The 16,140-nt window shown below is 45.8% G+C and carries 13 protein-coding genes; all 13 read right to left on the reverse strand.

Features of this window, described 5'->3' with window-relative positions; genetic code table 11:
- Window positions 1–5 precede the first annotated feature (5 nt).
- The gene (locus JO154_RS08935; RefSeq protein WP_291943979.1) at window positions 6–410 is read right to left on the reverse strand and encodes a DUF6691 family protein; all 405 of its coding nucleotides are present in this window, start codon (window positions 408–410) and stop codon (window positions 6–8) included.
- Window positions 411–418: 8 nt separating this feature from the next.
- Entirely contained in the window at window positions 419–991 is a 573-nt protein-coding gene (locus JO154_RS08940; protein WP_291943981.1) for a YeeE/YedE thiosulfate transporter family protein, read from the reverse strand.
- A gap of 2 nt (window positions 992–993) precedes the next feature.
- A complete protein-coding gene (locus tag JO154_RS08945; RefSeq protein ID WP_291943984.1) occupies window positions 994–2,409 on the reverse strand; it encodes an MBL fold metallo-hydrolase in 1,416 nt (471 codons plus the stop codon).
- A gap of 63 nt (window positions 2,410–2,472) precedes the next feature.
- Complete coding sequence (locus tag JO154_RS08950; RefSeq protein WP_291943987.1) at window positions 2,473–3,096, reverse strand: Crp/Fnr family transcriptional regulator; 624 nt, start codon at window positions 3,094–3,096, stop codon at window positions 2,473–2,475.
- Between the two features lie 85 nt (window positions 3,097–3,181).
- A complete protein-coding gene (locus tag JO154_RS08955; protein WP_291943990.1) occupies window positions 3,182–4,606 on the reverse strand; it encodes a glycoside hydrolase family 30 protein in 1,425 nt (474 codons plus the stop codon).
- 14 nt (window positions 4,607–4,620) lie between these two features.
- A complete protein-coding gene (locus tag JO154_RS08960) occupies window positions 4,621–6,015 on the reverse strand; it encodes a glycoside hydrolase family 30 beta sandwich domain-containing protein (RefSeq protein ID WP_291943993.1) in 1,395 nt (464 codons plus the stop codon).
- Between the two features lie 12 nt (window positions 6,016–6,027).
- Window positions 6,028–6,864 (reverse strand): glycoside hydrolase family 16 protein, encoded by an 837-nt coding sequence (locus JO154_RS08965; protein ID WP_291943996.1) that lies wholly within the window; start codon window positions 6,862–6,864, stop codon window positions 6,028–6,030.
- Between the two features lie 70 nt (window positions 6,865–6,934).
- Window positions 6,935–7,810: a hypothetical protein gene (locus JO154_RS08970; protein ID WP_291943999.1), complete on the reverse strand. Its 876-nt coding sequence runs from the start codon at window positions 7,808–7,810 to the stop codon at window positions 6,935–6,937.
- 30 nt (window positions 7,811–7,840) lie between these two features.
- Window positions 7,841–9,388, reverse strand: a complete 1,548-nt coding sequence (locus tag JO154_RS08975; RefSeq protein WP_291944002.1) for a RagB/SusD family nutrient uptake outer membrane protein — start codon at window positions 9,386–9,388, stop codon at window positions 7,841–7,843.
- A gap of 20 nt (window positions 9,389–9,408) precedes the next feature.
- Window positions 9,409–12,780: a TonB-dependent receptor gene (locus JO154_RS08980; RefSeq protein ID WP_291944006.1), complete on the reverse strand. Its 3,372-nt coding sequence runs from the start codon at window positions 12,778–12,780 to the stop codon at window positions 9,409–9,411.
- 340 nt (window positions 12,781–13,120) lie between these two features.
- The gene (locus JO154_RS08985) at window positions 13,121–14,305 is read right to left on the reverse strand and encodes a FecR domain-containing protein (protein ID WP_291944010.1); all 1,185 of its coding nucleotides are present in this window, start codon (window positions 14,303–14,305) and stop codon (window positions 13,121–13,123) included.
- 94 nt (window positions 14,306–14,399) lie between these two features.
- A complete protein-coding gene (locus tag JO154_RS08990; protein WP_291944012.1) occupies window positions 14,400–14,990 on the reverse strand; it encodes a sigma-70 family RNA polymerase sigma factor in 591 nt (196 codons plus the stop codon).
- 135 nt (window positions 14,991–15,125) lie between these two features.
- The gene (locus JO154_RS08995) at window positions 15,126–16,091 is read right to left on the reverse strand and encodes an alpha/beta fold hydrolase (protein WP_291944015.1); all 966 of its coding nucleotides are present in this window, start codon (window positions 16,089–16,091) and stop codon (window positions 15,126–15,128) included.
- Window positions 16,092–16,140 lie beyond the last annotated feature (49 nt).

The raw sequence follows: 16,140 nt of genomic DNA on the forward strand, positions 1-16,140 counted from the left end.
TTGTATTAGTGCGGCAGTTGCTCTCTAAACCGGCCATATACCCATGTCCCAGCTACAGCACTCAGTAAAGTAACCGCTATGACAGTGGCTCCGCCGCCAGCCTGCGCCAATAACGGCCCGGGGCATGCGCCCGTAAGTGCCCATCCTAAACCAAATATTAATCCACCATAGATATTTCCTTTATTAAATTTCTTATCTGGGATATTAATTTTTTCACCACTTATTGTTCGGATACCGAACTTTTTAATAATCCAAATAGATATCATTCCTGTCAGTACAGCACTTCCAATGATCCCATACAAGTGAAACGATTGCAGTCTGAACATCTCCTGTATCCTGAACCAGCTCACCAGTTCAGCCTTGACTAATATTATTCCGAAGGCAATTCCTGCCATTAAATATTTCAGCATAGCAATAATTAAATTGATAAGATAATGGGTAAAATTAAATTGGCCATGATGAAACCGCCTACCATAAAGCAACAGGTGGCTACCAGGGAAGGCCATTGCAGTGAGGAGAGCCCCATGATCGCATGGCCACTTGTACATCCGCCAGCATAACGGGTTCCGAACCCTACGAGGAATCCGCCACCCACCATCATAATCAATCCTCTAGGCGTTAATAGTTGCGACCAAGTAAAGAGGTCTTTGGGTATCAACGAAGAGTAATCATGAATGCCATAACCTGCTAATTCATTTACCAGGTGAGGATGTACAGTTACGGCTGTACTATCTCTCAGGAATTCCATCGCTATAAATCCCCCTAGTAATATGCCTAAAGCAAAAACTAAGTTCCATTTCTCCTGTTTCCAGTTATAGTTGAAAAATGGTATCCTCGCCGGCATGCATGCCGCGCATACATGTCGCAGTGATGAAGAGATACCAAATGTTTTGTTACCGATAATTAAAAGTAAAGGTACATTTAACCCAATCAGCGGTCCAGCCACATACCATGGCCAGGGCTGACGGAGCATTGCGCTCAGTTGTTCCATTATTAATTTTTAAATGTTCTTGATTGGCATACGAAGTCTGTAACAGGTACAGTTGTTTTAGCAATAGCGTTAAATCCACCGGCTATTTCAGAGAAGTTCCGGTAACCATGCATTTGCAAGATACTAGCAGCAATGCTGCTTCTGTAACCGCCAGCACAGTGAATATAGAAATGTTCATTTTTATCGCCCACTTCTTTCAGCCAAGTGCTGATATCTGCAAGCGGTCTGCTATAGGCATCTTTGACGTGTTCTGCGCTATATTCAGACGCTTTTCGTATATCTATGACCGTTGCATCTTCTTTGTGATTAGTGGCAAATGTATCTGCGCTGATGCGATGGATGGTATCGACAGTTTTACCCGTGTCTCTCCAACTTTCAAATCCACCTTCGAGATATCCGATTACGTTATCAAAACCTACGCGACTCAATCTTTCTATCACTTCTGATTCTGTTCCAGGCTCACTTACCAACAGCAATGGCTGTGCAACATCGCCTACGAGCGCGCCTACCCACGGTGCGAAATCGCCACGGAGGCCGATATTCACTGACCTAGGTACAAACCCTGCTGTAAATGCCGCATTATCGCGGGTATCCAAGATCAAGGCACGGGTTTCGTTGGCAGCGATTTCAAAGGCTTCCGGTGTGAGGGCCATGAGTCCGCGTTCCATTACTTCATCCAGACTTTTATACCCTTGCTTGTTCATCAATACGTTGGCAGGGAAATAATCCGGCGGTGGCAGCAGGCCATCCGTCACGGCTGTGATGAACGCCGCTTTATTGGGCTGATTCAGGGCATAATTGAGCTTCTTTTGGTTGCCCAATGTATCCACTGTTTCTTTCATCATATTCTTACCGCAGGCAGAACCAGCACCGTGCGCAGGATATACGATTACATCGTCTGCGAGGGGCATAATTTTGTTGTTCAGACTGTCGTACAACATACCGGCAAGATCTTCTTTGGTAATATCATCCTTTTTCTGTGCCAGGTCTGGGCGGCCTACATCCCCAAGGAACAGGGTATCTCCACTGAAAATAGCGTAGTCTTTTCCTGTTTCATCTTTTAGCAGGTAGGTCACGCTTTCCAGCGTATGGCCAGGTGTATGTAGTACTTTGATGGTAACATCACCGATTTTGAATTCCTGACCGTCTGTAGCAATAATCGCATCGAAGGCAGGATCGGCACCTGGTCCGTAAACGATAGGAGCACCAGTTTGCTGCTGAAGGTCCAGGTGACCGGATACGAAGTCCGCATGAAAATGCGTTTCGAAGATATATTTTATCTTAACTCCATCTTTGTCAGCACGCTGCAAATAAGGAGCAGTATCTCTCAATGGGTCTATGATGGCTGCCTCTCCGGCAGAGCTAATATAATAAGCGCCTTGGGCTAAACATCCGGTATAAATTTGTTCTACTTGCATAGTTATGTCCAGTTTTGATATAGCAAAGGTCCTATATTAAATTTTCTTGTACTGTGACATTTGTTACATAAGCTCAATCTTATTTCTGCCCAGTTTCAGGACCTGATTTTCTTCCAATTGCTTCAACAACCTAGACACAACAGCCCTGGCGGTTCCCAGCTCATTGGCCAACTGCTCGTGCGTTACTAAGAGCTTCTTGCTGCCAGTAAGTTCCGCTTTTTTCTGCAATAGCTGCAAAAGGCGCTCATCCGCTTTGCGGAATGCCACTGCGTTCACCACTTCCAACAGCTCTTCAAAGCGCTTATGATATAAACGGAAAATGTAATCCAACCATTCAGGGTATTCTTTGATGAATAGGCCCACTTTTTCAATCGGAAGGAAATAAATCTCTGCTTCCTCTTCTACTACAGCTTTTACCTTGCTTTCTTCTTGGTGCATGCCTCCCAGAAACGACATGATGCAGCTTTCTCCTGCCCGGATATAATACAAGAGTATTTCCCTGCCATCATCGTCCGTGCGCATGACCCGCATACTCCCTTTCGTAACAATGGGAATAGCGCGGATATTCGACTGTTCATTTAGGATTACATCCCCTTCTTTGAAAGTCTTTACCACACTGTATTCGTAGAGCTTCTCCCGTAGTTCAGGGGAAGACTGAAAAGCGGTTATAGAATTCAATATATCCATAACTACAAATATACAAAAAGCCCTCCGGACGAAACGGAGGGCTTTATATAGTCATCTACTCGTTATGAAATGCTTATATATTAGCCTATTCTATGATTAACGTACTGATGGAATGTGGCTGACTAGTAGTGGCCGCCGCTTTACCTGCTATCCACAGGTGATAAGGGATTTCTTGATCGCTCATATTCAGCACCACCACCGCCAGTTTGCCGTCCGCGTTGCGGAAGGCGGTCGTTTGTAATGGTGAGCGACTACTGGAACTCACAATCCTCTTAGCACCCGGACGAATGAATTTTGAGAAATGGCCCAGGTAGTAGTAGGCATTGGTATAAATCAACTCTCCGCTTCTGGTATCTGCATGCACCGGTGCGAAACAGAAATTACCCACGTGATTAGGGCCGCCGTTCTCGTCCAGGAGTACGTTCCAGTCGGTCCAAGCAACGGTGCCACTGTTGAAATCATTCACCAGGGAATAGCCGTAACGTTCGCCGATCGCCCAATCATGCAGGCGATTGAAATCAAATTTCTCCACGCAACCTTCGGTGAATACGAGGTTGATATGAGGGAAAGCTTGCTGGACTAGTCGTTCGTTCTGGAATTGCATATCGCTGCCAGTCCAGGTTTCGTACCAGTGGTAACCAATACCCCAGATGTATTTAGCGGTTTCTTTGTCTTGTAACAAGGTGCTGGCGCGCTGATACAAGAGATCGCGGTTATGATCCCAGGCCAGTAATTTTTTAGTGGACATACCTGCTTTTGCTAATGTAGGTCCCAGGTAGCCTTTGATGAAATCGCGTTCTTCTTCTGCGGTGAAGATGCAAGATTCCCATTTTTGTTTGGCCATCGGTTCATTCTGTACACTGAGGCCCCATACAGGAACGCCTAATGATTCATAAGCCCGGATAAATTTGATGTAATGATTGGCCCATGCCTGGTAATATTTGCGGAGTAAATGACCGCCATGCAGCATATCGTTGTTATCTTTCATCCATGCCGGCGGGCTCCAAGGACTGATAAACAACGGCAGCTTCCCTCCTGCAGCCTGTGTAGCGGCTTTGATGAAAGGTATTTTATACTGCAAGTCATGTTTGATGTTAAAGGTTTTTAGGGTACTGTCGTGTTCCTCGATGTAAGTATAAGTATCGCTAGAGAAATCACAACTTTGGATATTGGTACGTGCAAACGTATAACCGATACCGTTAGATATACTATAATACGCTTGTAGGAATTCTTCCTGCTTTGCTTTTGGCAGTTTGGCGAATGTTTCCGCGGAAGCATCTGTCAGCGCGCCACCAATACCAGTGAAGGTTTGGAAGCTTACCTTCGGATCTACAAATACGCAAGGCTCTGTTTCCAGCGGTTGCGGCATGGATTTGAACGCCAACGTTCCTGTCTGGGATAGCCGCAGGTCTGTATTTGCAGCCGTTGTATAAACGGTAATTTTTTGTTGTTGGCTGTAACTGTTAAAGCTAAAGGCCAGCAGCATTGCACTTGTAATGATTCTTTTCATCTATTGAAATATGTTTACCAGACATAGGTACCAACGGCATGACTCTCCAGCTTAGCTACTGCCAGTTTTCCGTTGTCGTTTACCTGAAACTCCTGTGCCTGTGGGTTATTGTTTACTACGATCAATACTTTTTTGCCGGAAGGGGTGATGAATGCTACATTATCCAGATTTGCAATAATGGTAGACGCCACCCGAACGGACCCAGGTGCTACAAACTTAGCAGCGTGGCCGATTACATAGTAGGAGGAATTACGCGTAATGTTACTGCCATCAATGGTAACGGCGCCGAGGCATTGGCCACAACCACCTTTGTCTGTATGTGGCGTCAGTGTGGGATTGGAGGCAAGGTTCCATTGCAGCACATTCCTGCTCCAATTGCGTATAGCCCATACCGTTAAACGTGTAGTGTTGCCCGTTAGTTCTTTACCGAAATCCCCTTTCCCATCTGACCATTGCTCCGTGAAATACAAATGCTTAGCTGGGTAAGCAGCATGCACTTTAGACATGGCATCAATAGTGCCACCATAGAGGTGAAACGCAGATCCATCCACATAAGGATAGGCCGCTTTATCCGCGAGGATACTCATTGGATATTCCGGTTTATCACAGTTATGATCGTAGAGAATGATCTTTGTTTTTAAACCCGCTGCTTTAAAAGCTGGTCCCAGTGCGGTTTTGATAAATGCGGCTTGTTCGCCAGCCTGCATTACCATACTTGGATTATTGCCGCCATGTAAAGGCTCATTCTGTATAGTGATAGCATCGATAGGAATACCCGCCGCTTTCATGGCATGGATATATTTTACAAAATATTGTGCATAGGTGCGGTAGTATTCTGGTTTCAGACTGCCACCAATAAACGAGTTGTTCGTTTTCATCCAAGCGGGCGCTGTCCAGGGGGAACCCAGGATTTTAATACGAGGATTTAACTGGAGGATGCGTTTCAACACAGGAATGAGGTCCACTGCTTCTTTGGAAAGCGAGAAGTGTTGCAGACTCGTGTCTCCCGCAATATCATCATATGTAAAGACTTCCGCACTCAGATCCGACGCCCCAATACTTACCCGCAAATAACTGATACCAATCCCCGCTTCTTTTGTCAGGAAAAGCTCCTTTAACAACGCATCCTGTGCAGCAGCGGGCATTTGGTGAATATGCGTAGCGCTTCCACCGGTGAGTGTAAAACCAAAACCATCAATACTTTGGTACTTTTCTTTTGTATTTACTGTAATGACAGGACTACCGTTGTTTGCAGTACCAAAACCAACCGATGGCTGCTGCTGTAGCAATGCAGAGCGATCCGGATTAGTAATCCAGGCCTCCATGGCGGGTTTATTTTTTTGGGCCGACACGTTTCCCACCAGCAGCAGGGATAAAAAATATATAAGGAGATACTTGTTTGTTTTCATATTTCGTGGATATTAAGGTTGCTCGATCATACGGTATACACGCACATAATCTACCAGCATGGTGGTAGGGAATATGCTATCGTCTATTCCTTTCTGTCCGCCCCAATCGCCGCCCACCGCTATATTCAGCAGTAGATGAAATCTTTTATCGAACGGCCACACGGTAAATCCGGTTCCTTCATTGCGCATTTCGAATACTTGTTGATCATCAATGTAAGCGCGTAAAGTGGCTGGTGTCCAATCCAGGCGATAAGTATGAAAAGCCGTGTAGATGCTGTCAACCTTTGTAATACTTGTTTTCTGCGTATTGATTTTGAAATAATACGCTTTGGTATGGGTACTCACATGCACATTTCCAGGATCGTATCCCACATGTTCCATGATATCTATTTCGCCGGAATTAGGCCATCCGCCGTAGGCCCAGTCGGTGGGCAACATCCAGATGGCAGGCCAGGTACCTCGGCCAGCAGGGAGCTTCGCCCTGATTTCAAAACGGCCATAAAGGAAATCTCCTTTCCCTTTACTGACGAGCCTTGCAGACGTATACTCCCGATTCTCTTTTGTTTCCTTCTTTGCAATAATGCGTAGCATACCATTTTCTACAATGGCATTACCCTGATTCGTATAATATTGCAGCTCATTATTTCCCCATCCTCTGCCGCCAATATCATATCCCCATTTAGTGGAATCTGGCAATCCTTTATAGTTGAATTCATCCGACCATACCGGCGTTTTTTCGAAGGTCCAGTGTTTATCTACAATAGGTTTGGGAGCAGTGGTATCGCTGTTTGCCAGGCATGCATGCCCGGCCAGCAGCAGTGGGAGGCACAAGCTGGGAATCAGTTTCATAACAACAACTATTTAGGTACTAAGGAGTAATTACAGCCATCGCTGTAACTACTCCTTTCAAGATATAAAATTATCTGATCTGTTCCCAGAGACTCACACTATCCACTGTAACACCGCCAGCACCCAGGTTACTGCCACTAGGGCCGCCACCGCGGGAACCCGCTTTGATCACCAAGTAGTAATCACCGGAAGAACCGAAAGTGATGAAGCCATTTTTACCAGCACCAGGGCCAAAGCAAGCAATGGTATTGAGGTTACCGCTGAAAGCCGCGTTACCACAGCCTTTTCGTGTATTCAATGATACATAGAGATTAGTGGTATAATCCCAGTTGGTCAGTGGTTCACTGTTGGAAAGATATACATCCAACCAAGCAGAATCGCCTACCATTCCATTACCATGTGCATAAACATTCACATAGTAATCACGCATGGAATTGATTTTTATTTTCTGGTAGATAGCGCCATTACTGGTATCTGTGCTAGCGAAATTCACACCTGTATTGGAGAAGTTGATCGCAGTAGCCGTACCAGGCGTTTTGAGTACCTTCCAAAAAGCATTTGCACCTGGAGCGGTTAAGTCGGCCCCTTGGAGTACCAAGGTTGGCGGCAGGTTATTGGCTACGGTTACTTTATTCGTAGTGGTAGAGGAACCGCCTTGGCTATAAGCTACTAGTTTGATATCATAGTCCCCTTTGCGCCCGAAGGTAAAAGTATCGGAAGCTAGCCTGGAAGCGCCGCCTACAGGGGTTGTCCAGGTATACAGGAATGCGCCTGGAGTAGTATTGGTGACTACAAAACGGTTACCGTTATTGGCAACTGGCGCCACGGTAAAGGAAGCAGTAGGAATAGCATCCAGCTTTTTATTGCTTTTTTCCGGCGTGCAGGCAGACAGGTAAGCCATACCCAGCATCGCGGTAGCAAAAATATTTCTATTTATAACGTTCATGGATATACGATTTTAAGATAACAGGCAACATTATTTAGTGCCACCATATTCTTTATTCTGTTCCAGCTTGGTATTTTCCAATTCCTGTAATGGAATAGGAAGGATTTCATTCCTGTTGGCTTTGAAACCTTTAGCTCCCAGCACTGTTGGCGCCAGTCCGGTTCTTACCAGGTCGAACCAACGTTGGCCTTCCCCAGCTAGCTCCATTCTTCTTTCTTTCATGATGTTATCGAAAGTAGCGGAGATCTCAGGCAGTTTTACACGGCCACGTACTGCATTGAGCAGTTTGTAGGCGCGTGAACCCGCGTCTCCCCCTTGTCCTGCTTTAATCAGGGCTTCCGCTTCCATCAGGTAAGTATCTGCCAGGCGGATTTCGTACATATTTTGTCCGAAGTTCAGCTCTGTGTTACCACCACCTTTAGTGATATTAGAAGTACGTGCAGCGAATTTCTCCAGGAAATAGCCAGTGTTCATATATCCTTTGTCGTATCTCGCGATACCATTCTTTTCCAGGCTGTCCAGGTCTGCAATGGTGTATTTAAAGCGAGGATCGTAATGCATCAGGTCATAGAGGTCCTGTGTAACCGGCAGGAAGCTCCAACCGGAATAATAATCAGGAGCGCCAGCAGTAGGTTTATAACCACGTGGGCCTACCATGATGTTCAATACGTTTCCTTCTGTACAGGAAACACAGTTCCAAGTACCGCCACTCAAAGAAGTGAAGGAAATCTCGAAAATAGATTCACTGTTGAATTTGGAAGCGTTATCAGATTTCCAGAGATCGCCGAAGTTTTTCAGCAGGCTATAACCATACTTAGCACTTCCACTTGCTGGATCAGCACCATTTACTTCTGCCAGTTCAGCAGCGGCTTCTGTATATTTCTGTTGCCAGAGATATACCTTACCTAGCAAGGCGTGTGCAGTCCCTTTTGTAACACGACCTAATTCTGCACCAGCCACTTTATCCGGCAGTTGCCCCTCTGCAATCGCATCTTGGAGATCTTTTACAATCTGTGCCCACACATCCGCAGGCGCTGCCTGCACCACGGAATAGGTTTCACTGCTAGCCAGTGGCTTCGTGATGAGCGGAACATTTTTAAATAATCTGATCAGATCAAAATAGAAGTGTGCGCGCAGCAGTTTACATTCTGCTGCATAGCGTTTTTTTAGGTTATCATCCATCGTGGCGCCTGGCAACTTTGTGAGCAGCAGGTTGGCGCGGAATACGCCTGCAAACCCTTTCTGCCAGAGTTCTGCAGAAGGTCCTTGTGCTGCATCCACCGTGTAGTTGGACATTACCTGTAATCCGGCTACGTCTGTAGCGCCACCACCACCAGCGTAATGGTCGTCGCTGGCAGCATCGGCCATACCTACTTTGGTAATGTACATGCTACCTTGCCATCCTACTACATCGTATACCGAGATCAATCCGTTAAAGGCTTCGGCCTGATTGCGGTAGTAATTGCTTTCTACCGCAGTTCCTTTTGGATCAACGGTGATAAAACTCTTGCTGCATGCGGCAAGAAGGATAAAACCTCCCGCTGCTGCCATGATATATTTAAAGAAATTTCTTTTCATCTCATCGGGTGTTTTAATTATCAGAAAGTAACATTCAGTCCCACCATGTAAGAACGTGCCTGTGGATAAATACCACGGTCGATGCTGGAAATGGTTCCACCGATTTCCGGATCAAAGCCAGTATATTTTGTAAACGTAAACAGGTTTTCGCCAGTTACGTATATCCGTACACGTTGGGCACCGATGCGTTTGATAATCTGGTTAGACAATGTATATCCCAACTGCAGTACTTTCAGACGTACATAGCTGCCGTCTTCCAGGTAGAAATCAGAAGGATTGGAGAAGTTGCGATTAGGATCTGAATCAATCAGGCGGGGATAGTCGTTTGTAGTACCAGGACCCGTCCAGCGGCCCAGCGCTTTCACCTGGTAGTTGGCGTTCAAGATATCCAGACGACGGAGTCCCTGGAAGATTTTATTTCCACCAGCACCTTGTGCAAACAGGGCCAGGTCGAAGTTTTTATAAGTGGCAGAGATATTCATACCGTAGGTCCAAGTAGGTGTAGGATTACCGAGGATCTGGCGGTCTGCGTCAGTGATCTGGCCATCGCCATTGGTATCTACCCAACGGAAATCACCAGGTTTGGCGTTCGGCTGAATTTTATTTCCTTTCGCATCTTTGTAGTTATCTATATCTGCCTGTGTTTGGAAGATACCGTTTGTTTTGAAGCCATAGAAGGCATTGAACGCCTCACCCAGGATTGTACGGGTGATTGGATAAGTACTGCTTTGGAAAGTTTGCTGGCTGGTAGTGATATAGTTTACACCTGGGCCCAGGTATAGCACCGTGTTTTTCACATAAGCAGCATTGGCGTTTACATTCAGTTTCACCGCGCCTATGTTGCCATGATAGCCCAGTTCCAGGTCGATACCTCGGTTCTGGTTATCTGCTACGTTGGCAGGAGGGTTACCGAATGCGCCGGTGTAAGTAGGTACACGTGGATTCATCAGGATACCTACTGTTTTCTTGTTGAACCAGTCGAACACAAAGTTGAAATGTTGCAGGAAAGCCATTTCAAAACCGATGTTGGATTGACGGGTTTCTTCCCAATGTAAACCAGGATTGGCAGGGGCGTTCGGGCTATTACCCACCCAGATTTTACCATCTGAACCGAGGGTATAGTTTCTACCATCGCCAATAGTGGAGAGGAAGCCATTGTCTGTAATGTTGTCATTACCTACTGTTCCGTATCCACCACGGATTTTCAGGAAGTCAACCACTTTATTTTCAGGCCAGAAGATTTCTTTTGAAGGTACCCAACCACCAGATACGGAAGGGAAAGTACCATATTTGAATTCAGGACCAAATCTGCTAGAACCATCTCTACGCACGATAGCGGTGAAGAGATATTTCTCACGATAGTTATAGTTCAAACGAGCAAAGAGAGAGGAAACTCGGTGTTCTTGTCCGTCTTTACCACTTGCCAGGCGATTGGCCTGTGCGGTGTTATAGTTGAGGGATGCATCCTTGAAATTAGTTGCCGGGATATCGTAATAGACAACGTTGGTATTGGCGGTATGACCGTCCATGTAAGCACCCTGACCAATGAGGATGGTGAAGTCGTGACCATCGATCAATCGGGAATAAGAGATCGTATTCTCCAGGTTCCAAGCAAGGCTGTTATTCTGATCTCTCGCGAAGTTAGTACGAGGGTTAGTAGTAGAAGAGTTCAGGTAGGAAATAGGACTAAATGTTTCTGATCCGTAGAAGGCAATCTTACCACCCAGACTAGAGCGCACTTTCAAACCTTTGATAGGCTCCATTTCCAGGTATGCATTACCTACCAGGTTATGTGCCCAGTTGTAGTTACCCAGTCTTGATTTGATATAAGCCAATGGGTTGGTGATCTCTTGTCCTACTACACCAGAAATACCATAAGGGTTACCGTTGGCATCTCTCCAGATACCTACGCCACCATTATTCGTATAGGGAGCAGCGTTAGCTTTTGCAGGATCTGTTTCTACCACAGGAGTGGTAGGATCCAGGTTGATAGCAGAGCTGAGCGGACCGCCAAACTCACTGTTCGTATTACCGAGACTCAGTGTTTTCTCGTAGGAATAGCCAATATTCTCACCGAAAGTCAGCCATTTAGCAATTTTATGTGCAGAATTGGTACGGAAAGATGCACGCTGATAGTTAGAAATATCAGAAGCAACGATACCCTCCTGTTTCATAAAACCAAAGGAAGTATAGAAAGTAGATTTATCGTTACCGCCGCTCAAACTTATTTCATGATTTTGGCGAGCAGCGTGGTTATTGAAGATCTGCGCCTGCCAATCAGTACCCTGACCGAGTGATTTAGGGTCTGCATATAAAGGCGCTTTACCGTCGGCGACGAGGGCCTCGTTGCGGAGGGTAGCGTATTCCATGGCATTCAGCATTTTCAGCTTACGTGCAGGCGCGGAAGTACCGAGGTAACCATTATAGCTAACAGACAGTTTGCCTGCTTTTCCTTTTTTGGTGGTTACCAGGATAACGCCATTAGCTGCGCGAGTACCGTAGATCGCAGCAGAAGCCGCATCTTTCAGTACTTCAATGGATTCGATATCAGACTGGTTCAGGTAACTGATACCACCGTTATCTACTACCACGCCGTCTACTACCCAGAGGGGATCGTTGTTATTGAAGCTGGTATTACCGCGGATACGAACAGCCGAAGCGGAACCTGGCTGGCCGGAAGCCGCTACTACGGTTACACCGGAGGTACGACCTTGTAACACTTGCTCAACGCGGGTTACAGGCTGATTTTCAAATTCAGCGGACTTGATAGAAGAGATAGATCCAGTAACAACACTTTTCTTCTGGATACCATAACCTACGACTACCGTTTCCGTCAGAGAGGTAGCAGCAAGGGCGAGTTTTACAGTCATCGGACTAGTCGACGCCTGTAATACCTGCTGAGTATAGCCGATAAAAGAAAAAGCCAACTGGGATTTGGGCCCAGGTACTTTAATGGAAAATTTCCCGGAGATATCTGTAGTGGTGCCTGTGCTGGTCCCATGGATACGGATGGTAGCGCCGATAATGGGATCTCCTTTTTCATCCAGTATTCTCCCACTAACATTAAAGGAGGAATCCTGGGAAAGATTGGCAGGAGGCGGCAACTTTATCAAGGTGATACGGGAGCCATCCACTTTATAGGATAATGGCTGTCCTTCGAGGGCTTTATCCAAGGCTGCCTGGACAGTCACATTTCTTACGGACATCGTAACTGGATTAGTGGCAGCCAGTTGAGTTTCATCATATACAACAGATATTCCTGCTTGGCGGGCAACCTCTCTGAGCACTTTCTTCAGGGGGGCGCCTTTTTCCGTGAGGGTGATCTGCTGCGACAATCCTTTTGCGCTAATATGTAAGCATGCTGCAAGCAGCAAAAAGGCAGTCAATTTCATAACGCAGAACGTTTTTGTAGATATAAATTTCCGGGTGCAGGAAACTATACCACTAAAGTTAAATTGCATACTTTTGTAGTGTTTGGGAATTGACGAATATGATTCGATAAGGGATTCTGTTCAGTTCACCTGCCCAAATGTTGCCGGGAGTGTTGCGAGCGCTTCCGGTTTTTTTTGGACAAGGAAACTGTTAGCTAGTTTCGGTTGTCATTGTGTGTTTGCTTTCTTTGTTTCAGTTACTAATAGTGAACGTGGTATCGCCGACGTGGAATAACGGCCTAGGTTATACGCTGTCCTTTTTTTGGTTGTTTTAGTTAATAATTTCTATATCTCGTAATATCTATTTTTCTGCTGCAGTCACAGTTAGCGTTCGTCCATTCAAATGAAAATCCGCTCCCGCACTTTTCAGCATGGGTAATATTTCTGACAGTGGAAGGTTTCTGCTGATACGTCCTCCCAATCTGCTGTTATTATGCAAAAACCTATTGTCGATGTCCAGATCATACCAGCGTCCTAATTGACGCAGCACTGTAGCCAGACTCACATTATCAAATTCAAAGAAGCCGGTTTTCCAGGCGATAACGCCCTGTACATCCGCATCTTGTACAGTAGCAACTCCGGTTTCATTATCCAGAGCAACCTGCTGCCCCGGCTTCAGTATTTTTTCCGTCTTTCCACTGATCACTTTCACTGCGCCATCTACCAACGTTGTGCGCTGCTCTTTTTCATCGGGATAAGACATAATATCAAAACCGGTACCCAGCACCTGTATGGTCGTTTTTCCCGCCTGTACAATGAAGGGCTTATTACTGTTTTGTGCTACCTCAAAATAAGCCTGCCCTTCTATTTCCACGATGCGGTTACTACCCGTAAAGGCGGTAGGATAGCGCAAACTAGAAGCGGCGTTCAGCCAAACGGTAGTGCCATCAGGTAATACTACTTTGAATTGTCCGCCGCGGGGTACACGCAGCATATTATAAGTTACAGCCTGTGTAGTATTGGTGCCAGCCACATATTGCAACTGACCATTCTTTTGTTTAATCTGTGTACCTCCCTGTGCTATTACCTGATGGCCTGCACTATCCAGCGTCACCTGGGTTCCATCGGCCAGGGTCAGGATAGCCTTATCTGATCCCGGCTTAATATCTGTTACATGCACGATAGGCTGCACAGCAGCCGATTGCACACGATGATGTTTTATGAAGTATCCCGCTGATACCACCAGCGCAGTCATGGCAGCAGCAGCCGCTAACCACTTATTGCGGCGCCGCTGATACATAGGCACCACTTTATTTTTACTTATTTCCTGTAGCAACCTCGTTTCCACGCGATTACTCATCGCCTCCGGCACACTAACGGGAGTGGACATACTCCGTTCAAAATCCTCCTGCATCGTTGTCAGCGCAGCACGCCGCGCCTCGGGGGTGTTGAGCCATGCTAGCAGTTCTTCGACTTCTGCAGGCGTACAATTCCCATCCAGGTATCTGGTTAAAAGTTGCTGATAATAAGATGCAGGGTGATGCATAACGTATTTAACGTGTTCGGCACATTTTAGCAGTGCCACTGTTTATAATATCCGGAAATGAAGAAACAGGGTACCCCCTGTTAAAAATATTTTTTTAGCGCATGAGAGTCGCCACCATAAAAGAGGCAATCAATATATCCCCATGACGATAAATATAGTCCTGAATGAACCGCATACTCATGACCATATGCTTTTTGACGGCATTCCTGGAAATGCCTAATATAGCCGCTGCTTCGTCATAGCTCTTGCCTTCCTGCCTGCATAGGCGGAACACATTCTGACGCTGTGCCGTTAGCCCGGCAAATGCTTCCTGGAACAAACGGTTATATTCCTTCGACAGTACATCGGTTTCATTGCTGTGCTCCCGCTCCTGCAATTGCATAAACAATTGCGTCCGGAGGGCATGGTCATCTGCCAGCTTATGAATTGTTTTTAATACATGGTTTCTAGCTATCCTGTACAGATAGCTGCTAAATGATAACTGGGGGTTAATTCTTTCACGTATTTCCCAAACCTTTAGAAACACGTCATGCACTAGATCTTCCGCCAACGACGGGACCTTACAGAATCGTAACAAGTAAACATACAAACCAGGGTGATAGTGCCGATAAATACTTGAAAAGGCAGATTCATCTCCATCACGCATCCTGTATAACACTTCCTCTTCGGATGGCATACGCTCCATAGTAATAAGAAATAGATGCTAAAGGCTGGACGTAAATTATAAAAAACTGTTAAAACTACAAGCTGTTTTTAACAAACGCTTGCAGTTGAATAGGTTTGGGAGACACGATCCCTATTAAATGTATTTTTTACACCATCAACAAATACCAGCGGTAAATGCCAATGCGCGTTTCTCAGACCAATATACGGGATCTTTAAAGCCCAGAAAGCCTACATGTCCGCCTGTACGAGGAGTTTCCAAATACAAATGAGGATGTGCAGCGGCGATATCATACGGGAAACACTCCTTACTTAAAAAGGGATCATCCTGCGCATTGATGAGTAAGGCAGGAATACTTATATTTTTCAAGTAATGCAGGGAACTACATTCCCTCCAATAGGTCACCGCATCTTTAAAACCATGCATAGGCGCGGTATAGCGATCATCGAACTGTCTGAAATTGCGAATTTTATGATAATCGGTGAGATCAATCGCCTCCGGATACCGCAACTGCTTATCTTTCAGCTTCTGCCCTAAACTGCGGATAAACCGGTTCATGTAAATGCTGTTATGCCCTTTAGCTAATTCCAGTGAACTGCTGGCCAAGTCACAAGGCACAGAGATAGCCACCGCAGAACGAACCAACGGATTAATCTGATCTCCCTGCTCTCCCACATATTTCAGTGTAACATTCCCTCCAAGGGAAAATCCTACCAGATGTATGGAGGAATAGCGTTTCAAGGAAGTGATATAACGGACAACAATGTCCAAGTCACCTGTCTCGCCACTATGATAAAAACGCAATGCCTGATTAGGCTCCCCACTACAACCACGGAAATTCATGGAAACGGTATCATATCCTGCGGCATTGAATACGTGTACCATTCCCAATACATACTTCCGGGAAGCATCCCCTTCCAATCCATGCAAGATGATCACCACCTTGTCATTTCCTTTTTCACTGAAATCCAGGTCCAGGAAATCGTTGTCGGCGGTGGGTATACGTTCTCTTCTATAAGCTGCAGGGGCTATTTTCCTAAACAAGGTGGGATAAATCGTCAGTAAATGACGATTGCGCATAAAAATGGGCGCCTCATAATCTGAATGGTTCACGAGTGGCATAACAAGCACAAAATTAGTCACTTTCACCTATAATTTGCACAAATCATTG

The sequence above is a fragment of the Chitinophaga sp. genome, assembly GCF_019236475.1.
In the GTDB taxonomy this organism is placed as follows: domain Bacteria; phylum Bacteroidota; class Bacteroidia; order Chitinophagales; family Chitinophagaceae; genus Chitinophaga.